Source organism: Pseudomonas sp. FW300-N1A1, from assembly GCF_058789115.1.
Map to the genome: position 1 here is coordinate 31742 of NZ_JBYTBK010000008.1, position 21173 is coordinate 52914.

Annotated in this window: 20 protein-coding genes; 12 read left to right on the forward strand and 8 right to left on the reverse strand. The window is 61.2% G+C overall.

Features of this window, described 5'->3' with window-relative positions; genetic code table 11:
* Positions 1-102: 102 nt before the first annotated feature.
* The 4 genes from acs (at position 103) to AC3WQN_RS08190 (ending at position 7271) form a co-directional block, all read left to right on the forward strand.
* Positions 103-2040, forward strand: a complete 1938-nt coding sequence (gene acs / locus AC3WQN_RS08175; RefSeq protein WP_103401009.1) for an acetate--CoA ligase — start codon at positions 103-105, stop codon at positions 2038-2040.
* Between the two features lie 50 nt (positions 2041-2090).
* The gene (locus AC3WQN_RS08180) at positions 2091-2963 is read left to right on the forward strand and encodes an oxygenase MpaB family protein (RefSeq protein WP_103401010.1); all 873 of its coding nucleotides are present in this window, start codon (positions 2091-2093) and stop codon (positions 2961-2963) included.
* A gap of 237 nt (positions 2964-3200) precedes the next feature.
* Positions 3201-4217: a class I SAM-dependent rRNA methyltransferase gene (locus tag AC3WQN_RS08185; protein ID WP_103401011.1), complete on the forward strand. Its 1017-nt coding sequence runs from the start codon at positions 3201-3203 to the stop codon at positions 4215-4217.
* A gap of 93 nt (positions 4218-4310) precedes the next feature.
* Positions 4311-7271: a DUF748 domain-containing protein gene (locus AC3WQN_RS08190; RefSeq protein WP_103401012.1), complete on the forward strand. Its 2961-nt coding sequence runs from the start codon at positions 4311-4313 to the stop codon at positions 7269-7271.
* Between the two features lie 156 nt (positions 7272-7427).
* On the opposite strand, the gene AC3WQN_RS08195 is transcribed toward AC3WQN_RS08190, so the two are convergent.
* Positions 7428-7784 carry a BON domain-containing protein gene (locus AC3WQN_RS08195; protein ID WP_095080816.1) on the reverse strand — a complete coding sequence of 119 codons (357 nt, stop codon included), beginning with the start codon at positions 7782-7784 and terminating at the stop codon, positions 7428-7430.
* Positions 7785-8093: 309 nt separating this feature from the next.
* On the reverse strand, positions 8094-8510 hold the full coding sequence (locus tag AC3WQN_RS08200; RefSeq protein WP_103401013.1) for a pilin: 417 nt from the start codon (positions 8508-8510) through the stop codon (positions 8094-8096).
* 329 nt (positions 8511-8839) lie between these two features.
* On the opposite strand from AC3WQN_RS08200, the gene AC3WQN_RS08205 reads away from it, so the two are divergent.
* Genes AC3WQN_RS08205 through yacG form a run of 4 tightly spaced genes read left to right on the forward strand, consistent with a single transcriptional unit; the run spans position 8840 to position 11749 of the window.
* Positions 8840-10057, forward strand: coding sequence for a type II secretion system F family protein (locus AC3WQN_RS08205; protein WP_103401014.1), 1218 nt, complete (start codon positions 8840-8842; stop codon positions 10055-10057).
* A gap of 2 nt (positions 10058-10059) precedes the next feature.
* Complete coding sequence (locus AC3WQN_RS08210) at positions 10060-10932, forward strand: prepilin peptidase (protein WP_103401015.1); 873 nt, start codon at positions 10060-10062, stop codon at positions 10930-10932.
* Entirely contained in the window at positions 10929-11552 is a 624-nt protein-coding gene (gene coaE, locus AC3WQN_RS08215) for a dephospho-CoA kinase (protein ID WP_103401016.1), read from the forward strand. Before AC3WQN_RS08210 ends, coaE begins: the two co-directional genes overlap by 4 nt.
* Positions 11549-11749: a DNA gyrase inhibitor YacG gene (yacG, locus tag AC3WQN_RS08220; RefSeq protein ID WP_095080809.1), complete on the forward strand. Its 201-nt coding sequence runs from the start codon at positions 11549-11551 to the stop codon at positions 11747-11749. Before coaE ends, yacG begins: the two co-directional genes overlap by 4 nt.
* Positions 11750-11758: 9 nt before the next feature.
* Here yacG and AC3WQN_RS08225 read toward each other — a convergent pair whose 3' ends face one another.
* The 3 genes from AC3WQN_RS08225 to AC3WQN_RS08235 all read right to left on the reverse strand — a co-directional run bounded on the left by AC3WQN_RS08225 (position 11759) and on the right by AC3WQN_RS08235 (position 13773).
* Positions 11759-11974 carry a hypothetical protein gene (locus tag AC3WQN_RS08225; protein ID WP_103401017.1) on the reverse strand — a complete coding sequence of 72 codons (216 nt, stop codon included), beginning with the start codon at positions 11972-11974 and terminating at the stop codon, positions 11759-11761.
* Between the two features lie 63 nt (positions 11975-12037).
* Complete coding sequence (locus tag AC3WQN_RS08230) at positions 12038-12724, reverse strand: energy-coupling factor ABC transporter permease (RefSeq protein WP_095145499.1); 687 nt, start codon at positions 12722-12724, stop codon at positions 12038-12040.
* A 116-nt stretch (positions 12725-12840) separates the two neighbouring features.
* Positions 12841-13773 (reverse strand): LysR family transcriptional regulator, encoded by a 933-nt coding sequence (locus AC3WQN_RS08235; RefSeq protein WP_103401018.1) that lies wholly within the window; start codon positions 13771-13773, stop codon positions 12841-12843.
* Between the two features lie 121 nt (positions 13774-13894).
* On the opposite strand from AC3WQN_RS08235, the gene AC3WQN_RS08240 reads away from it, so the two are divergent.
* On the forward strand, positions 13895-14137 hold the full coding sequence (locus tag AC3WQN_RS08240; RefSeq protein WP_103401019.1) for a DUF2790 domain-containing protein: 243 nt from the start codon (positions 13895-13897) through the stop codon (positions 14135-14137).
* A gap of 8 nt (positions 14138-14145) precedes the next feature.
* On the opposite strand, the gene AC3WQN_RS08245 is transcribed toward AC3WQN_RS08240, so the two are convergent.
* The 3 genes from AC3WQN_RS08245 to AC3WQN_RS08255 all read right to left on the reverse strand — a co-directional run bounded on the left by AC3WQN_RS08245 (position 14146) and on the right by AC3WQN_RS08255 (position 18162).
* The gene (locus AC3WQN_RS08245) at positions 14146-15414 is read right to left on the reverse strand and encodes an OprD family porin (protein ID WP_103401020.1); all 1269 of its coding nucleotides are present in this window, start codon (positions 15412-15414) and stop codon (positions 14146-14148) included.
* A gap of 111 nt (positions 15415-15525) precedes the next feature.
* Positions 15526-16734, reverse strand: coding sequence for a benzoate/H(+) symporter BenE family transporter (locus AC3WQN_RS08250; RefSeq protein WP_103401021.1), 1209 nt, complete (start codon positions 16732-16734; stop codon positions 15526-15528).
* Positions 16735-16818: 84 nt separating this feature from the next.
* Positions 16819-18162, reverse strand: coding sequence for an aromatic acid/H+ symport family MFS transporter (locus AC3WQN_RS08255; protein WP_103401022.1), 1344 nt, complete (start codon positions 18160-18162; stop codon positions 16819-16821).
* A gap of 199 nt (positions 18163-18361) precedes the next feature.
* Between AC3WQN_RS08255 and AC3WQN_RS08260 the strand changes: the two genes are divergently transcribed.
* The 3 genes from AC3WQN_RS08260 (at position 18362) to AC3WQN_RS08270 (ending at position 21004) form a co-directional block, all read left to right on the forward strand.
* Complete coding sequence (locus AC3WQN_RS08260) at positions 18362-18988, forward strand: DUF1780 domain-containing protein (protein WP_095080799.1); 627 nt, start codon at positions 18362-18364, stop codon at positions 18986-18988.
* A 217-nt stretch (positions 18989-19205) separates the two neighbouring features.
* Positions 19206-19379 (forward strand): DUF3094 domain-containing protein, encoded by a 174-nt coding sequence (locus AC3WQN_RS08265; RefSeq protein WP_103401023.1) that lies wholly within the window; start codon positions 19206-19208, stop codon positions 19377-19379.
* 326 nt (positions 19380-19705) lie between these two features.
* The gene (locus AC3WQN_RS08270; RefSeq protein ID WP_095080796.1) at positions 19706-21004 is read left to right on the forward strand and encodes an NAD(P)/FAD-dependent oxidoreductase; all 1299 of its coding nucleotides are present in this window, start codon (positions 19706-19708) and stop codon (positions 21002-21004) included.
* The last annotated feature ends 169 nt before the right edge of the window (positions 21005-21173 follow it).

Here is a 21173-nt window from a genome sequence, read left to right on the forward strand (position 1 = left end):
ATCAAGACAGTTGCTCCCACACTGGATCCATGTACAACTTGAACCCGATAGTCACTCGGCGCATCTTTATTGCTTGTCGCAAAACAAGAATAAGGAGCCGTCATGTTCGATATCAGCACCTTCCCCATCGCCGATGCCGTCCGCCGGGCTGCACAGCTGAGTCAGGACGACTATCAGCGCCTGTACCGCCAATCCATCGAGCAACCCGACACCTTCTGGGCCGAACAGGCCAGGCGCTTCCTCGACTGGTCCACACCCTGGCAAACCGTTCAGCAATCAGACATCAGGACCGGCAAGACCCAGTGGTTCGCCGGCGGCCAGCTTAACGTCAGCTACAACTGCATTGACCGTCACCTGGCCAAACGCAGCGAACAGACCGCGATCATCTGGGAAGGTGACGATCCGGCCGAATCGGTGCATATCACCTACCAGAAACTGCATCACTCCGTTTGCCGCCTGGCCAACGTGCTGAAAAGCCGTGGCGTGAAAAAAGGCGACCGGGTGTGCATCTACATGCCGATGATCCCGGAGGCCGCCTACGCCATGCTCGCCTGCGCGCGCATCGGCGCGGTGCATTCGGTGGTCTTTGGCGGGTTCTCTCCCGACTCCCTGCGCGACCGGATCCTCGATGCCGACTGCCGCACTGTGATTACCGCTGACGAAGGGGTGCGTGGCGGTAAATATGTACCGCTCAAACAGAACGTCGACAACGCCCTGCTCAATTGCCCGGCGGTCAGCACCGTCATCGTGGTTGAACGCACCCAGCGTGAGGTCAACTGGGTCGAGGGGCGCGACCTCTGGTATCACCAGGCGCTGCGCGATGTCAGCGATCATTGCCCGCCCGAGCCGATGGACGCCGAAGACCCGCTGTTCATCCTCTACACCTCCGGCAGCACCGGCAAACCCAAGGGGGTGCTGCACACCACCGGTGGTTACCTGCTACAAGCGGCGATGACCTTCAAGTACGTACTCGACTACCGCGACGGTGAAGTGTTCTGGTGCACCGCCGACGTTGGCTGGGTCACGGGGCACAGCTACATCGTCTACGGCCCGCTGGCCAACGGTGCCACCACGTTGATCTTCGAAGGCGTGCCGAGCTATCCGAGTACCTCACGCTTCTGGCAAGTCATCGACAAGCACAAAGTGAACATCTTCTACACCGCCCCGACCGCCCTGCGCGCATTGATGCGTGAAGGCCCCGAGCCGTTGAAAGGAACTTCCCGCGCCAGTCTCAGACTGCTCGGCACCGTCGGTGAGCCGATCAACCCTGAAGCCTGGGAGTGGTACTTCAATGCGGTGGGCGAGCAGCGTTGTCCGATCGTCGATACCTGGTGGCAGACCGAAACCGGCGGCATCATGCTCAGCCCCTTGGTCAGCACACAGCGGATCAAACCCGGCTGCGCAACCCGGCCGATGTTCGGCGTACAACCGGTGCTGCTCGACGAGCAAGGCAAGGAAATCAGCGGCCCCGGCAGCGGCGTGCTGGCGTTGAAATCCAGCTGGCCGGCTCAGATACGCAGCGTCTATGGTGACCCGCAACGGATGGTCGATACCTACTTCAAACCTTACCCCGGCTACTATTTCACCGGCGACGGTGCCCGCCGCGACGAAGATGGCGATTACTGGATCACCGGACGCATCGATGACGTGATCAATGTCTCCGGCCACCGCATCGGCACGGCCGAGGTCGAAAGCGCGCTGGTGCTGCACGACAGCATCGCCGAAGCCGCGGTGGTCGGTTACCCCCACGATGTCAAAGGCCAGGGCATCTATGCCTTCGTCACCCCCATGAACGGCACCGAACCGGACGAGGCCCTGAAAGGAGAACTGCTGGCCTACGTCAGCAAGGAAATCGGCAGTTTCGCCAAACCGGACCTGATTCAGTGGGCGCCAGCCTTGCCGAAAACCCGCTCGGGCAAGATCATGCGACGTATCCTGCGCAAGATCGCCTGCAATGAACTCGACAGCCTCGGCGACACCTCGACCCTGGCCGATCCAAGTGTGGTCGAGGGATTGATCGACAAGCGCCTGAACCCGTAATCCACGCGCGGCCAGAAATGGTCGCGCCTTCTTTCTATCACTGAGTCGCCATGGAATTCATTCGCACCCGCATCGAAACCCAGATCATGAGCCTGAGCGGTCTTTCCCTGGGCAAACTCGACCTGGAGAACCCCAAGGGCGACCCCGGCCTCTTCGGTCCCGACTCGGTCAGCTGGCAGGTACACGGCGACTTCAGCAGCATGCTCATCGGCGGGATCAGTGCCTTGATGCTGCAGGCCCTGCACCCACTGGCCCTGGCCGGCGTCTGGGATCACTCGAACTTTCGCGAGGACATGCTCGGGCGCCTGCGCCGCACCGGGCAATTCATCTCCGGCACCACCTTCGGTTCGCGACAGGACGCCGACTGGCTGATCGAGAAAGTCCGTACCATTCACCTGCAAGTGACCGGCACCGCGCCCGATGGCCGACCCTACGCCGCCAGCGATCCCGACCTGCTGACCTGGGTGCATGTGGCCGAGGTCAGCAACTTCCTCGCCGCCCATTTGCGTTATCGCAACCCACAGCTTTCAGCCGCTGACCAGGACCGCTACTACGCTGAAATCGCCTTGATCGCCGAGCGTCTGGGCGCCCGCGATGTACCGCGCTCGCGCCGCGAAGTCGCCGACTACCTTGAACGAATCCGCCCGCAGTTACTGTGTGATGAGCGCAGCCGCGAAGTGTTGCGCCTGCTGCTGAATGCCCCCTCTCCCAGCCGTCTGGCCAAGCCCTTTGGCGGGCTGATGATGCAGGCCGGGATCGACCTGCTACCCGACTGGGCCAGTGCCATGCTGGGTGTCAGTCAGAGCCCCATCCAGCGCAAGCTGATACGCGCCAGCGTCAACCGCAGCGCGCCGATGCTGCGCTGGGCCGTGCGCAATGGCTCGGTGCAGCGCGCCAAACGGCGTATGGGTTTGCCGAGCTGAATCTGCTGAACCGGGACTGCAGCCCGTCGCCGAGCGCTTACCTGTGGCGAGGGAGCTTGCTCCCGCTCGGGCGCGCAGCGGCCGTAAAGCCTTCGACTGGGTTCTACCTGAAAGGCTCGGTTGATAGATTTTGGAGTGCTTCGCACTCCAGCGGGAGCAAGCTCCCTCGCCACAGGGAAACCATCGAGCACAATCCTGTTAAACTCTCGCGCCAAATTCCCCAGCAAGGCGCTTCGCATGTCTTCCTTGAATCAGGCGCTGTGCGCCGCCCTCGATCATCGCCAAGACTTGCTCGCCGAACTGCACGCGCAAGGCACGGACTGCTACCGCCTGTTCCATGGCAGCCAGGAAGGCGCCGGCGGCCTGACCATCGACCGCTATGGCCCGCAACTGCTGGTGCAAAGTTTTCACCAGTCGCTGGAGCGCGAAACGCTGTTGCAACTGCACGACGCCATCAATCAACACCTGGGCCTCGACTTGCTGCTGGTCTATAACGACCGTTCCCGGGGCAACTCGCGGATCGACCGTGAAGACACGGTTTACCGTGCCGACGAAGCCGCCCTTGCCGACCAGATCGGCCACGAATGGGGTCTGAACTACCGGGTTCGCGGTCGCCATGCCGGACAGGATCCTCTGTTGTTTCTCGACCTGCGCAACGCCCGTGGCTGGGTCAAGGAACACAGTGCCGACAAAAGCGTACTGAACCTGTTTGCCTACACCTGCGGCGTTGGCCTGAGCGCCGCGGCAGGCGGTGCGCGTGAAGTGTGCAACCTGGATTTCGCCGAGGGTAATCTGGCGGTCGGGCGTGAGAACGGCCTATTGAATCCGCAGCTGCCCACCATGCAGTTCGTACAGTCCGACTATTTTCCAGCCATCCGCCAGCTCGCTGGCCTGCCCATCAGCCAGCGGCGCGGGCAAAAACTGCCCAGCTACCCGCGTCTGGAGCAACGCCAATATGACCTGGTGCTGCTCGACCCGCCGGCATGGGCCAAAAGCGCATTCGGCACGGTCGACCTGTTGCGCGACTATCAGAGCCTGCTCAAGCCGGCCTTGTTGGCCACGGCCGAAGACGGTGTGCTGATCTGCTGCAACAACCTGGCAAAAGTCAGCCTGGACGATTGGCGCGAGCAGGTGCTGCGCTGCGCGGAAAAAGCCGGGCGCACCGTTCGCGACTGGAAGGTGCTGACACCGGGCAGCGACTTTCCATCGATGGACCAGCAACCACCGCTCAAGACCTTGATTTTGCAGCTGTGAAATCCCCGGCAAAATCTGAACATTCCTGATCAAGGTCATTGCTTTGGAACCAGAGTCGCATGCCATACTCCAAGGCACTTCCGATTCAGACAGATGAAGCCACACATGCCCAAAGGATTGATTCGCGCCATCGGCGCCTTGTTGACTGCTCTGGCCCTCTACAGCTTGCTGGGTTTTCTGATTTTGCCGGGCATCGCCCTGCGGATCGCCAATCAGCAACTGGCCCACTACGCAACGGTGCCCGCGAGCATCCAGCGGATCGAACTCAACCCCTTCAGCCTTGAGCTGACCGTGTGGGGCCTGAACATCGGTGAACCCGGCAACGAGCAAGTCGGGTTTGAGCGCCTGTATGCCGACCTGCAGCTCGACAGCCTCTGGACCCGCGCCGTGCACTTGGCTGACGTGCAACTGGACAAGCCGAAGACCGCACTCCTGTTCAGCAAGGACGGCAGCCTGAACCTCACCCGGCTGTTCAAGTTGCCGGCCAGTGAACCGACCCCCGCCGACCCGGATGCCCAGCCTTTCCCGCTGCGTGTCGACCGCATCGACCTGAACCGCGGCTATGTGCACTTCCAGGATCTGCGCCCCAGCGAGCCGATCGAGTTCATCTACGACAAGCTTGATTTCGAACTCAAGCACCTCAGCACCCTGCCCGACGACAACGCCGACATGAACCTGGTTGCCATCGGCCCGGCGGGGGGCAAGGTGGAGTGGACCGGTAACTTCAGCCTGGTGCCCATCGCCTCGCAAGGCAGCCTGAAAATCACCGACGGCAAGATGAAGTCCTTCTGGCCCTATGTCCGTGATGCGCTGCCGCTGGTCCTGGAAGATGGCGTCCTAAGCCTGAGCACCGACTACACGCTCAACCTGGCCAAGGAAACCGAGTTGCTGCTGAGCAACGCCTCGGTCAATGTCGCGCCCTTCGCCATGAAGACACCGGATGGTCGACCGCTGGTGCGCCTGGAGCGCCTGGACGTCAGTGAAACCACCGTCGACCTGGCCAAACAGCAAGTGGTCGTTGGCAAGATCCGCAGCCAGAAACTCGAAACCTGGGCCGCCCGCGAAGCCGATGGCCAACTCGACTGGCAGAAACTCTTTGCCAGTCAACCGGCCAAGCCTGCGGTAAAAGCCCAGGCCAGCAGCGCTCCGGTTTCCGTCGACGCACCAGCACCCGCAGCAACACCGGAACCTACCGCGCCGAGCAAACCCTGGCAGGTGCTGCTCAAGGACGTCGAGCTGCGCAACTATCAGGTGCATCTGGCCGATCGCCAGGCAACACCTGCGGTCGCGCTGGAGCTGGGCCCGCTGAACCTGGACCTGAAAAACTTCGATAGCCTCAATGGTTCGCCATTTACCCTCAAGCTCGACACCGGCCTGGGCAAGCAAGGCAAGCTGATGGCTGAAGGCGAGGTCAACCTGGCGCCCGTCAGCGCCCAGCTCAAGGTCAAGACCCAGGACATCGACCTGCGGGTCGCCCAGTCCTACATCAACCCGTTCATTCTCCTGGAACTGCGTTCCGGGATGCTCGGCAGTGACCTGGCCGTTAACCTGAAGAGCACTGAGCCCCTGGCGTTCAACGTCACCGGCAAGGCCCAGGTCGATCAGTTGCACACCCTCGACACCTTGAAGTCCCGCGACTTTCTCAAATGGCAGAAAGTCATGGTCGACGGGCTGAACTACCAGCATGGCGACAGCCTGTCGATCGACCGGATCAACCTGCAGCAACCCTATGCGCGCTTCATGATCAACGAAGACCGCACCACCAACATCGATGACCTGCTGATCCCGCAACCCGCCGACAGCGGCGCCAAGACCGGCGCGGCGAAACCGGTCGCGAGCAAGGACAAGCCGCTGGGCATCCACATCGGCGGCATTGCGATCAACGACGGCTCGGCCAACTTCGCCGACTTCAGCCTGACGCCCAACTTCGCCACTGCCATCCAGCAACTCAACGGCCAGATCGGCACCATCGACAGCCGCAAGGCCAAACCTGCCAGCGTTGACGTCAAAGGCAAGGTGGACCGCTACGCCCCGGTGACCATCAAGGGTAGCGTCAACCCGTTCGACCCGATGGCGGCACTGGATATCGCCACCAGTTTCAAACGGGTCGAGCTGACCACCCTGACGCCCTACTCCGGCAAGTTCGCCGGCTACCGGATCCGCAAGGGCCGGCTCAATCTCGACCTGCACTACCTGATCACCAAGGGCCAGCTCAAGGCAGAGAACAAAGTGGTGGTCGAACAGCTGGAACTGGGTGAGAAAGTCGACAGCCCGGACGCCGTGAGCTTGCCGCTGAAACTGGCCGTCGCCCTGCTCAAGGATGTCGATGGCAAGATCTCCATCGAGCTTCCGGTCACCGGCGACCTGAACAATCCACAATTCAGCGTGATGCCGATTGTCTGGCAAACCCTGCGCAACCTGATCGTGAAGGCTGCTGCCGCCCCTTTCAAACTCATTGGCGGGCTGGTTGCCGGTGGCGGTTCCGAGGACCTGGGCACCGTTTCGTTCGCACCGGGTTCCAGCGAGCTGAGCAAAGACGCCGAAGGCGCACTGGTCAAACTGGCCAGCGCACTCAAGGAACGCCCGGCCCTGCGCCTGGAAATCGAAGGCACCGCCGCACAAAGCAGCGACGGCCCATTGATTGCCGAGCAACGACTGGAGCGCGAGTACCAGTACACCTACTACAAGATACTCCAGCGTCGCGGCGACAAAGTGCCCGCCCAGGCTTCATTGCTGGAAGTCCCCGAGAGTGAAAAAACACCACTGCTGGAAGGCATTTACCGCATCCGTCTGAAAACCCAGCCACCGGCCGAATGGAAGGAACTGGGCAAGGAAGAACGTGCGGCGAAAATGCGTGAAGGGGTGATCAATTTCTGGGCTTCCAGCGACGTGCTCTTGCGTCAACTGGGCCAGGACCGCGCCAGCAGCATCAAGGACTACCTGGTGGACAAAGGCCAACTGGCCGATGACCGGGTGTACTTCATTGATGCCAACCTGGGTCAGGCCCAGAGCGATGGCCGGGTCATCACACCGATGCACCTGGACGCCGAGTAAGCGCACCGGCTCATTCCCCCCTCCCTCAAAAAACAGGCCCCGACATGCATGCCGGGGCCTGTCATGAGCACAGCCTGTGGGCTAAGAGTTGCGACAAGCGTATGGCTCGGCCCGCTTGTCGCGTCTTCTCCCGGTCCAGGCGAGAAGCCTTGCCTGTTACTGGGTTTTCAGGCCATCAGCCGATACGGCCATGACGCCCTTGATGCTCTTGGTGATGTTCACCGCGGTGGTTTTCTGGGCGGCGGTGAGTGCGACAGTCGAGGACAATGACACGACCCCCTTGTTGGTTTCGACTTTGATGTCGGTGCCCGGAATGCCTTTCTCGGTGATCAGATCGCTTTTGACTTTGGTCGTGATCCAGGTATCGGAAGTAGCTTCGGCAGCTTTATCCATCTCTCCGGCCGCCAGCGTCATGGGTGACTGGGTGGTTTGAGTGGTCTGCGCAAAAGCAGCGTTGGCCATGGTCAGGGTCAGAGCGGTAGCCGTTGCAGCAGCGATAGCGAACTTCTTCATACGAGTAACTCCTGTTAACCAGAAAGTCTGCTGTGTGCATTCCCAGCAGGGTTAACAAGGATAGTGCGAAGGTTGTGCCAACGCCCGACCAACAATTACCGCCTTATAAATCAATGAGTTATAAAAAATCCCATACCCCGCGATCATGCAATTTGCATGATCCGGGTATTCTCGACATGCAAGTTGCCGGGTTTATCGCAGGCCAAAAGTCATGAACCACTCGAAGTCTCATGCTCCGCCGCCCTCCCATCGCCCCAACAAAAATGCCTCGCCATTTCAAGCAAGGCATCCCGAAAAACGCTCAGGCACTCAGGTATCGCTGGCGGTACAGCCTTTGGGTGAATAGTCCGACGCCACCGTGGTCACGCAAGTCCAGCCACCGTCCTGCGTACGCGACAGGGTGATGGTTTTACTCAGCACCGCCCCCGGCGCACTGACAATCGTGCAGCCGATACTGCCGGCACCAGTGGATGCGGTTCCTGAAGCGGTGATGGTGCAGTTACTGGTGCTGGCCCGTCCGCCGAGCCGCTCCAGTGTCGGGTCATCGCCCTGGTTGATCACGTCCTCAAAGGGCACCTTCAATGCCGAAATCTCGGCCAGTCCGGCAGTGACCTTGGTACGCGCCTGATACTTGGAGTACATCGGCAAGGCGACGGTCGCCAGGATGCCAATGATCGCTACCACGATCAGCAATTCGATAAGGGTAAAACCGTTTTGTTGCTTCATACATCTAGCCCCCCCTGCATGAGCTGAAATCTCATGATCTGGACCGGTCGAAGCACAGCACATGCCAACCCCTACGCCCTGTGTTTGATGGGGTCCGGTCGACCGCTGCCGCTAAACGGCTCTGAAAAACCGCACTAACTGACACTATTTGTCACCTCAAGAGCGCCCACGCCTTGCCGTCCTTTGGCTAGGCTTGCGGATCTATGGCCTCTCAAGGATAACCGCCACGGGAACGCATCCGTCGTTTCAGGATCTACGAACCCAAGGCCTGCACAGCCGGAGGCGGCACCCGCCTTGAAGCAATCAACCCGGTCACCAAGGATTGAGCCATGGCGGTCAAAGCAGCAAAGATCAGCGTGTACACCTGGGAAGGCCGTGACAGCAAAGGCCATGCCGTCACCGGCGAGTTGAGCGGCCATAGCCCGGCCCTGATCAAGGCCCGGTTGCGTAAACAGGGGATTGTCCCGGGGAAGGTACGCAAGAAGTCCATCTCGCTGTTCAGCGTCACACAGCGGCCCAAGGCGCAGGATATTGCCGTCTTCACCCGGCAGATGGCGACCATGATCAAGGCCGGGGTGCCTGTGTTGCAGTCGTTCGACATCATTGGCGAAGGTTTCGACCACCCGGGTATGCGCACCCTGGTGGGCGAACTTAAAAAGGACGTCGCGGCCGGCAGCAGCTTCGCCAACGCACTGCGCAAACAGCCGGACTGTTTCGACGAACTCTATTGCAACCTGGTCGACGCCGGTGAACAGGCCGGCGCCCTCGACACGCTGTTGGAACGGGTCGCGACCTACAAGGAAAAGAGCGAGAGCCTCAAGGCCAGGATCAGGAACGCCATGACCTATCCGCTGGCCGTGGTCCTGGTCGCAATGATCGTCAGTGCCATCCTGCTGATCAACGTGGTACCGCAATTCCAGTCGGTGTTTGCCGGCTTCGGCGCGCAACTTCCGGGGTTCACCCTGATGGTGATCGGCCTGTCCGAACTCCTGCAGCGCTGGTGGTGGCTGCTGCTGACAGGGTTGATTGCCGGCGCACTGGGGCTGCGCCATGCCCATCGACGCTCACCCGGTTTTCGCGACTGGCTGGACGGCCAATGGCTGAGGCTGCCCCTGGTCGGCACGCTCATGCGCAAGTCCTCGGTGGCCCGTTATGCCCGTACCCTGTCGACCACCTTCGCCGCCGGTGTGCCGCTGGTGGAGGCACTGAACGCCGTGGCCGGCGCGACCGGCAACAGCGTGTTCAAACGAGCGGTACTGCGCATCAGGCAGGATGTCGCCAGCGGCATGCAGTTGAACTTCTCGATGCGTACCAGCGGCGTGTTTCCCGGCATGGCGGTGCAGATGACGGCCATTGGCGAGGAATCGGGTGCATTGGAGGAGATGCTCGACAACGTCGCGAGCTACTATGAAGCGGAAGTCGACTCGCTGGTCGATAATCTGACCAGCCTGATGGAACCCCTCATCATGGTGGTGCTCGGCGTTATCGTCGGCGGGCTGGTGGTTGCCATGTACCTGCCCATCTTCCAACTTGGCTCAGCGATCTGAACATGCCCTTGAGTGACTTATTCGCCGATTACCCCGTAGCCTTTACCGCCACCGCCTGCTTGCTCGGGCTGGTGATCGGCAGTTTTCTCAATGTACTGGTCTGGCGCCTGCCGCAAATGCTCGAGCGCGAATGGCGGGAACAGGCTCGGCAAGTGCTGGAATTGCCCAGCGAAACACCGGGCCCCGCCTACAACCTGATGCTACCGCACTCGCACTGCCCGCATTGCCAGCATCCACTGCGCGCCTGGGAAAACATTCCGCTGCTCAGCTATCTGCTCCTGCGCGGCCGCTGCTCAAGCTGCAAGGCCCCGATCAGTGCCCGTTATCCCTTGACCGAACTGGCCTGTGGCGTGCTGTCGGGATTTATCGCCTGGCACTTCGACTTCGGCTGGCAGGCGGTCATGGTGCTGGTCTTGAGCTGGGGGTTGCTGGCGCTGTGCCTGATCGACGCCGACCATCAGTTGCTGCCGGACGTGCTGGTGTTGCCCTTGTTGTGGCTGGGGTTGATCGTCAACGCGTTCGGGCTGTTCGTGCCGCTGCACGATGCCCTGTGGGGCGCGGTCGCGGGCTATCTGGCGTTGTGGTCGGTGTATTGGCTGTTCAAGCTGATCACCGGCAAGGAAGGCATCGGCTACGGTGACTTCAAGCTGCTGGCGCTGCTCGGCGCCTGGGGTGGCTGGCAGATCCTGCCCCTGACGATCCTGCTGTCGTCGCTGGTGGGCGCGGTCGCGGGGGTGATCTGGTTGCGCTTGAAACAGGTCGAGACCTCGACGCCGATCCCCTTCGGTCCTTATCTGGTCATTGCCGGCTGGATTGCCTTGCTCTGGGGTGGTCAAATAACTAACTTCTATTGGCAGTCTGTCGGTTTGAAATGAATACCCCTGTGGAAAAACCCTGGATTCTCGGCCTGACCGGTGGCATCGGCAGCGGCAAAAGCGCCGCGGCCCGGCACTTCATCGAGCTGGGCATACACACGGTCGATGCCGACCATGCCGCCCGCTGGGTGGTAGAACCCGGTCGCCCGGCGCTGGCGCAGATTGCCGAGCACTTCGGTGCTGGCGTGCTGCAAGCCGACGGCCAGCTGGATCGCGCCGCCCTGCGTCAATTGATCTTCGAAATCCCGGATGAGCGCCGCTGGCTCGAGAAGCTGCTGCACCCGCTGATTGCCCAGGAAATCGCTGCTCACCTGGCCCGCGCCCAATCGCCTTACGCGATTCTGGTCTCACCCTTGCTGATTGAGTCCGGGCAATCGGCCATGACCCAGCGCGTGCTGGTGATCGATGCCCCGGAGCAGTTGCAGATCGAACGCACCCTGCAGCGCGACCAGACCAGCGAACAACAGGTCCAGGCAATCCTCAAGGCCCAGTCCAGCCGTCAGGATCGTCTCAGCCGTGCCGACGATGTGGTGGTCAACGACCGCGACCTCGCCTGGCTGCACAGCGAAGTCGAACGCCTGCACAACTTTTACCTTACTTTGCGTGGAGGCCAGTCATGAGCCAACCCCCTGTCGTTGTTTGTCCAACCTGCGGTGCCCCGGTTGAATGGAGCCCATCCAGCACCTTCCGGCCATTTTGTTCGGACCGCTGCAAACTGATCGACCTGGGTGCCTGGGCCTCGGAGGAGCACAAGATCCCGGTGAGCCCGGATGCCGAGGACGATCTGTTCAGCGAAGACTTCGAACCCCGCCACTGATACCGAGGATCAGGGCCGCATGAAGCTGTAGTCCTCACCGTCATCGAGGTTCTCGGCGAGAAACTGCAGCTCATCGGCCAGATCCTCGGCATTGCGTACCGTCTTGCTCTGCTGCACCACCGCGCTGAGCAAGGCGCGCAGGCTCAAACCCGGTTCAAAGCCGGCTTCCTGCGCCGATACCAGACTGTTGCGCAGCTCTTGCCTCGCCCACTCGTAAACACTCATACCGATACTCCTGAGAACTTTCCGGAGCATAAGTTCGCCTGCGCGCCAATCCCTTGATAAGGATCAAGGCTTGTCGTCGTCCTTCCATGGCGCCGACAAGTAACGCGTACGGTTGAACGTCTCCAGCCATTCGGGGCAGAACACCACCAGTGCGCTGACGACCATGCCGTTGATAAAGGCCTCGGGGAAGATGATCAGCCACAGGTAGCCGACAAAATCCTCCAGCCACTCCGGCATCGCAAAGCGCCCGTCGAACCACAACAGCCCCAGGGCCGCCAACAAGCAGAGTAAGGCCGAGAGCGCGGCGGCAAAAAAACCCGAGCAAAAGATGTACACAAAGGGGTTACGCGGCTGGGCACGCTCCACCAGGATCGCGCAGCCTTCGGTGACCAGCACCGGCAGTAGAATCAGCAAGGCACCATTGACCCCGAGCGCCGCGAGATCCTGCCGTCCCAGCAACACCAGCCCCAACTGGGCGACCAGGCCACCGACTATCGCCAGCGGCCAATCGAGTAGCAGGGTCACGGCGGTCATGCCAATAAAGTGATAGGACACGCCCGTCTCGAAGTCCCGTCGCACCAGCCACAGCATGAACAGCGCAAACACCGTGCCGAACAGCAAATGCTGGCGGCGACTGTCACTGAACAGTTCGACCCAGGGCGCCCGCAACGCGGCCCAGACCAGCACGGGCACGTAGATCAACCAGCCCACCGTGAGGCTTTCAGGAGACAGCAACTCGGCACCGATCATGGCTGGACACTCTCGCGCCCAGCACCTGGCAACCCCACTGTGCAGACCTTCACGTCAGACTCCTTGGAACGGGAACAGGCCGTCAGTCTACACCGCCCTTTGCGCTGCCTTCGACCTCAGGCCCAGTGCCGCGGGTCATTGATCACCGCGTCGTGCTCGGCGAACACCTTCGGTAACTCGACCTTGAGGAAGTCGACCCAGGTGCGGACCTTGGCATCGAGAAAGCGCCGCGACGGGTACAGCGCGTACACATTGCGTTCACGGGGACGATAGGTCGGGAGCAGGCGTAACAAGGTGCCGTCGCTCAACGGCCGCGTCGCCGCATAAAACGGAATCAGGCTGATGCCCATGCCCGACTCGGAGGCCTTGACCATCGACTCGGCCACGTTGCACTGGAACGTCCTGGCCGGGCTGACGGCATGCTCGCCGGACGCGTCATGAAACAGCCATTGATCGCTGTACAGGGGATCGAGCATGCGCAGGCAACAGTGATCGTTCAGCGCCAGTGGATGCTGCGGCACACCCTGGCGTTGCAGGTACGCCGGGGCGGCACAGGGCACGCTGTAGATCTGCCCGAGGGGCTGGGCGACCGATTGCGAATCGGCCAGCTCAAGGGCAATCGAGATCACCACGTCAAAGCCTTCCTCCAGGGGGTCGGGATTGCGTTGTGACAGGGTCAGTTCGAACACCACGTCCGGATACAGCTCACAGTATCGAGCGATCAACGGCGTGATCAACACGCCCAGGCCATTCATGCTGTGCACCCGCAGTCGGCCACTGGGTTTCAGGTGAGCGCCACGGGCCTCTGCCGTGGCCTCCTCCATCTCTTCGAGTATTTGCCGGCTGCGCAGCAAGAAGCGCTCGCCGGCCTCCGTCAGGCTCAACCGCCGGGTGGTGCGTTGCAGCAAGCGCGCCTGCACATGCTGTTCCAGGTCCGCGACCAGACGGGACACTTGCGCGGTAGAAAGGTCGAGCGCATCGGCGGCGGCGGTAAAGCTGCCGCAATCCACGACACGAACAAACACCCGCAAGTTATTGAGCAAATCCATAAGCCTCCAGGGGGCCGTGACTGTTACGTTTCATGTAAGGCTGCATCAGGCATCCAGCCCTTTTTCGATGACGGGCGAAGCTTAGACTTCAGGCATCGGAATCAACACGGAGTACCCAACGATGAAAACCCTGATCAGCCTGTTGCTGACGATTATCGCCACCTCTGCCATGGCCGCCGGCACTGAGTCCGCCGCCACGCCCTACCCTCCGGCGCAGCCGCTGGACATCGCCAGGGTGGTGTCGATCACGCCCACCGCTACGGCCTGCAACGTTGAACCAGCCACCATGGTCTATGTCGATCATCAAGGCCAGATTCACCGCGTGACGTATCAGGTCATGGGCAACTGCACCAGTGGCCTGTAGTCACCGGCTCAGCGCAGTGTCCAGGTGTAACTGAAGATCAGACGGTTTTCATCGATGTCGCTGCGGTAGTTGGAACGCGCCATGGCATTGCGTACACGTATCCCCAGGCCTTTTAGGCTACCACTCTGCAGCACATAGCCGACATCCAGGTCCCGCTCGCGGTCCTTGCCCTCATACCCCTTGCCGGTATCGACGTTGTTGCCGCTGATGTATCGCACGGTGCTGGTCAACCCCGGCACGCCGAGGGCGGCAAAGTCGTAGTCGTATCGGGCCTGCCAGGAGCGCTCATCGGTGTAGGCGAACTCATAGGTCGGCACCTCGTTACCCAGCGGTGAGATATTGGCAAACACTCGGGGGAAGGCGCTGTCGCCGAACATGCCCTGGTAGCCGACATAAAAGGTGTGACCGCCGCGCTTGGCCGACAGCAGGGAAAAGAACGCCTGGTTATCGATGTTGCCCAACAACTGCTGGCCGTCTTCCCGCGAATCGAAATAGCCCAGGTTCGCGCCCAGGACCCAGTCGCTCATCGGCTCACTGTGTTTGAGGCCGAGGAAGCGCTGGTTGTAGATGTCTTCCAGTTGCCCGTACCAGGCACTGAGCGAACTGCGCTTTTCATTGAAGGCGTAATCGGCACCGGCAAAGTTGAAGCCGTCGCTGCTGACCTGGCGCTGTGGTACGTGGCCGAGCATGGCCTGCATCTTCTCGTCGCCGGCCTCGTTACGCAGGCTGGTCGACCGCAGGTGGCCACCCTGCACGGTCAGGCCATTGATCTCGCTGGAACTGATACTTGCGCCCTGGTAGCTGGGCGGCAGCAAGCGAATATCGCTGAAGACCAGTATCGGCAAGTTCGGCTGCAACTCTCCAACCTTCAACTCGGTCCTGGAGTAACGCACTTTCAACGCGCCGGCCAGGCGGCTGTAGTCATCGGCGGCACGCCCGTCATCCTGCACCGGCAGCAAGCCGGTATTGACCCGGTCCGGGCTGCTGTCGAGCTTGAGGCCCAGCAGGCCGATGACATCCATACCAAACCCGACGGTGCCCTGGGTATACCCGGACTTGACGTTGAGGATGAAGCCCTGCGCCCATTCCTCGGCCTTCGATTGCGGGTTAGCCCCGACGATGTCGGAGAAGTCCCGGCTGAAGTAATAATTGCGCGCCTGCAAGGTGGCGCTGGTGTCTTCGATGAAGCCACTCTCGGCAGCCTGTGCACCAGAGGAAAAACCCGAGGCGAGCGCCAGGGACAACACGGAACCGGTTGTTGGGAGATTCTGTTTCATCGTTGTTCTCTTATTGTTATGGATCGACAGGTTGAAGGGCGCCACCCGCAATGCACTGGCTGCGGGGACGCTGAAGCAGGTTGAAGCCGAGCGAACGAACGCTGACGGGTGTCAGCGCGCGACCTCCCGGGAATCCGCCGCCTGGGCAGCAGCAGGACGCCGCACGCTCAACAACAGGTGCGTGACCATGCCGAAAATCAGCCCCCAGAACGCGGCGGACAAGCCGAACAACGACATGCCCGAGGCGGTAGTGAGAAAGGTCACCAGCGCTGCTTCGCGGTCATTCGGCACGGCCATCGCGCCGCCCAGGGCACCGGCAATGGCGGCAAACAGCGCGAGCCCGGCGAGGGCCGCGATCAGTTCCTTGGGAAAGGCCGAGAACAGCGATACCAGGGTCGCGCCGAAGACCCCCAGCACCAGGTAACACAACCCGCCCACGACCCCGGCCACATAACGTTTGTGTGGATTTTCGTGGGCCTCGCGCCCGGTGCAGATCGCGGCGGTAATGGCCGCCAGGTTCAGCCCATGGCAGCCGAACGGTGCCAACAACGCGGTCCCCAGCGCGCTGCCGGCGATGATCGGGCTGGCCGGCGTGGTGTAGCCGCTGGCACGCAGCACCGCCATGCCCGGGACGAACTGCCCGGTCAGGGCCACCATCACCAGCGGCAAGGCAATGTTGAGCGTTGCACTGAGGCTGAACTCGGGGGAGATCCAGACCGGCGTCGCCAGACCGATCACCAGTGCATCACGCTGCAACTCCCCTGACACAAAGGCGATCGAGCAACCGACCAGCAGCACCATCAACACCGCGTAGCGCGGCATGACACGCTTGCACACCAGGTACGTGGCAAACATCGCCAGCACCAATAACGGCTTGCCCTGCAAGGACACAAACAACCCGGTGCCGAAGCTGAACAGAATCCCCGCCAGCATTGCCGCCGCAATCGCGGCAGGCAGTTTGCCGATGATCCGGTCAAAGGCACCCGACACCCCGACCAGAAAAATGATCAGGCTACTGACCAGGTAGGCGCCCACCGCTTCGGGCATGGAAATGCCCGGCAGCAACGCCACCAGCAACGCCGAGCCCGGTGCCGACCACGCGATGATCACCGGCACGCGGTAACGCAGGCTCAAGCCGATGCCCAGCAGCGCGCTGCCAATGGAAATCGCCCAGATCCAGGACGACAGCACTTCCCGCGAGAGGTGTGCCGCCTCGGCCACCTGAAAAATAATCACCAGGGGACCGGCATAGGAAATCACCGTGGCGATAAATCCGGCGACCGCGGCAGACAGGGAAAAGTCGTGGAATAACGCGTTCATGGCACCTCGCCGCAAGACTCATCAGGCAATCCGTGGCACTGGCCCGGTCGCTCTTGTTTGGGGAACATCAACGGACAGCCCGGGTCAGGCGCTGGTCGCTGTCATCGCCTGGGCAAGCCCTTTGGCGCTACGCTGACTGCTGATGGCGAACACCGTCATGGCGATGGCCGCCACGGCCCCAGGCAACGCGAACGCCATGAAATTCAGTTGCAACGGCAGGCTGATCCCCAGCAAGGCACCGCCCAACAGCGGGCCGACGATGGCACCGTTACGGCCAATGCCCGAGGCCCAGCCCAGGCCAGTGGAGCGAATGGTCATGGAGTAGAACTGCGCGGCGCAGGCATACAGCAAAATTTGCGAACCGATGGTGGTGGCACCGGCAATGGCGATCACCAGGTACAACACCGGCATCGGGCTGTTGAAGCCGAGCAAGGTGATCGACACCGCCGCCATGGCGAAAAACACCGCCAACACCCGTGGCAGGTTGAGCCTGTCACCCAGTACCCCCCCACCCACCGCACCGAAGATGGCGCCGAAGTTCAGCACCAGCAGGAACGACAAGCTCGAGCCAAGGCTGTAACCGGCGTTGGCCATCAGTTTCGGCAGCCAGGAGCTCAGGGCGTAGACCATCAGCAGGCAGCAGAAAAATGCCAACCACAGCATCAGCGTGCGCAGTGCCCGCCCTTCGCGGAACAGCTGCAACACCGGTGTGCCGGTGCCCTTCACTTCACTCATGTGCAGTTGATCGTCGGTCTGCGCGACGTAAGCAGGGTCGATTCGCTCCAGCACCTTGCGTGCTTCTGCATGGCGTCCCTGACGCAGCATGAAACCCACCGACTCGGGCAGGAAATACATGATCAGCGGCAACAGCAGCAGCGGCAGCAGTGCCACGTAAAATACCGATTGCCAGCCAAAGCTGGGGATCAGCACGATGCCCAGCCCGGCCGAGAGCATGCCGCCCACCGAGTAGCCGCTGAACATGATCGCCACCAGGGTGCTGCGGATTTTTTTCGGCGCGTACTCGTTCATCAGCGCCACCACATTGGGCATCACCCCGCCAATGCCCAACCCGGCAATGAACCGGCAGAGACCGAACTCGGTGGGGTTGCGGGCAAAACCGTTGAGCACGGTAAAACCGCTGAACAGGATCACGCACAGGGTGATGGCTTTCTTACGGCCGATCTTGTCCGACAGCGGACCGAAAAACAGCGCCCCGAACATCATCCCGAACAGGGCATAACTGCCCAGCGCACCGGCCTGCAGAGGGCTGAGCCCCCACTCTTTCATCAGCATCGGCAGCACCACGCCGTAGATCACCAGATCGTAGCCGTCGAAGATGATGATCAGGGCACACCAGAACAGCACCATCCAGTGAAAGCGGTTGAAACGAGCGTTGTCGATAACCTCATGTACGTCGATCTTGCGCATGGCATCTGTCTCTTGTTGTTGTTTTTTTAAGAGCGTCGGTAACGCGGTAAACGTGCGTAGAACCGAGGGTAGGGATGTCAGGAGCGCGGCAATATCCGCTCAGCGCAGATCGTTATCCGTTTTGTGCAGGCCTGGACGCCCGCGAACGGATACGACAAATGTCTTCTTTGCGATTGCATTTGGGCGCTAAGCTTGGCCTATGGATGATTCAGACTACTTACGCCTGCTGACCATCGCGGCCGAGCAAGCCAACGCCTTCCTTTCCAATGCCCGCAAATGGGAGCGTGAGCGTTGGGTCTGCCAACGCCTGCTACAAGGCTTGAACATCCCCTACCGCGCCGACGAGTTCAGCCCGGCGGGCGAGCCGCCAGACGTGCTGTTTCGCGAGGCCAATTTCGAAGTCTTCTTCGTGCTCGATGAAGGCCGACGGCTCAATGACGAGTGGCGCGACGAACTGCAACGTCGGCGCAGCGCCTTCTCCCTGAGCCAACTGGTGCGCCGCGAAGCCAAGCCCAGGCGGATTCCGGCCAACGAGTTCTTGTTGCGATTGGCGCCAACCTTGCGCAAAAAAGCGCACAACTACAAAGAACGCGGCATGGACTTGGGCGAGCTGGACATCATCGCCTTCGCCAGCCTCAAGCGCGAAGTACTGGACCTCAACAGCCACTTCCCGCCCCCTACCGAATACCTGCGCCAGGGCTGGCGCTCGTTGTCACTGGTCGGTCCGACCTTCGCCCGCGTGTTGTTTGCCCACCCCGACGCCCCGGACTTTCTGCGCGGCAACCTGGGCCGCAGCATTGTCTTCGACGTCGGGATCAGTCTGTGAGCCCTGTGCAGGACTGATTGCCGACACGTTCAGGGAGCGGACATGGCGCAATCAGCGCTGCGATGTTACAAAGTGGCAACATTCGCCTGGGTGACACCCTGTGCATCGGCCCCCTGCCCGCGAGCGGCTATGCTCCGTTCAATGCCGACCAGCGTATAACCTGGCTGCGCGCTGTAGCTTCCATACATTTAGCAACGTCTACCTGACGAGGCCTTATATGACCAGCCGCCTGAACCCCGACGACCAACAGCATGTCGAAGAGTACCTGCAACTGTCCCAGCACCAAGTCGAGCGCCGGCCTTTCCGGCCGTGGATGCTCCTGGTGGTGGTACTGGCAGTGACCATTGGCCTGGGCCTGTTGAGCCGTTTTATCAGCTACCTGACGCTATGAGCTGCCGAGGGTCTGTTGACGTTTGATGACGAACCGCGTTGCGTTCCAACGAGTGCGAGGCAAGGCGCGGGATGCCGCCAATGGTTGTTCCCTTGGCAAATCCCGCAACGCAGCCTCGCGCTCGTTGGAGCGCAACCCGAAGGGACGGACGCCCACGTGGCGCAGGGCAGCGTTGCTCGGAACTCATTTGGAACAACCAAATCACGTTCCTCGCGCCTTGCCCTGCACCACGTGGGCATCCGTCGCGGTCGTCATCAAACGTCAACAGACCCTCATGCTCGCTCGGGTAATTGCACCGATTTCTTTTAGCCTTGCGAGATATCCCCATGACTCATCGTATTGTCATCGTTGGCGGCGGCGCCGGCGGCCTGGAGTTGGCTACCCGTCTGGGTAAGACTCTGGGTAAACGCGGCACGGCCAGCGTAATGCTGGTCGACGCGAACCTGACCCACATCTGGAAACCCCTGCTGCATGAAGTGGCCGCCGGCTCCCTGAACTCCTCCGAAGACGAACTCAACTATGTTGCCCAGGCCAAATGGAACCACTTCGAGTTCCAACTCGGGCGCATGAGCGGGCTCGATCGGGCACAGAAAAAAATCCAGCTGGCCGCGACCTACGACGAACACGGCCTGGAACTGGTTCCGGCCCGTGAAGTGGCCTACGACTCGCTGGTGATTTCAGTCGGCAGCACCACCAACGACTTCGGCACCCTGGGCGCGGCGCAACACTGCCTGTTCCTCGACACCCGCAAGCAGGCCGAACGTTTTCACCAACAGTTGCTCAACCACTACCTGCGCGCCCACGCCGGGCAGACAGACCAGGTCGAGCAAATCAGCGTGGCCATCGTCGGCGCAGGTGCCACCGGCGTCGAACTGGCCGCCGAACTGCACAACGCAGCCCATGAACTGGCGGCCTATGGCCTGGACCGGATCAAGCCGGAAAACATGCACATCACCCTGATCGAGGCCGGGCCACGGGTACTGCCTGCCCTGCCGGAACGCATCGGCGGGCCTGTGCATAAGACCCTGGAGAAACTCGGGGTGAACGTCATGACCAATGCCGCGGTCAGCGAAGTGACGACTGACAGCCTGATCACAGCTGATGGCAAAACAATCAATGCCAGCCTGAAAGTCTGGGCGGCGGGCATACGCGCACCGGGCTTTCTCAAGGACATCGATGGCCTGGAAACCAACCGCATCAACCAACTGCAGGTGTTGCCGACCCTGCAAACCACCCGTGACGAGAATATTTTCGCCTTCGGTGACTGTGCCGCCTGTCCGCAACCCGGCACCGATCGCAATGTGCCGCCACGGGCCCAGGCCGCCCACCAGCAAGCCTCGCTGCTGGCCAAATCGCTGAAACTGCGGATCGAGGGCAAGCCCCTGCCGAGCTACAAATACACCGATTACGGTTCGCTGATCTCGTTGTCGCGTTTTTCGGCTGTGGGTAACTTGATGGGCAACCTTACCGGCAGCGTGATGCTCGAGGGCTGGCTGGCGCGGATGTTCTACGTGTCGCTGTACCGCATGCACCAGATGGCGCTGTACGGACCGTTCCGCACGGCAATGCTGATGCTGGGCAGCAAGATCGGACGCGGGACCGAGCCGCGGCTGAAGCTGCACTAAAACAAACCCGTGTGGGAGCGGGCTTGCTCGCGAAGAGGCCGTGTAATTCAACATTTATGTCGACTGACACACTGCCTTCGCGAGCAAGCCCGCTCCCACATTGGCTTTGCGGCGCTCTTGAGTTTCCTATGGACAAAAAAAATCCCCGTATCTTTCGATACGAGGATTT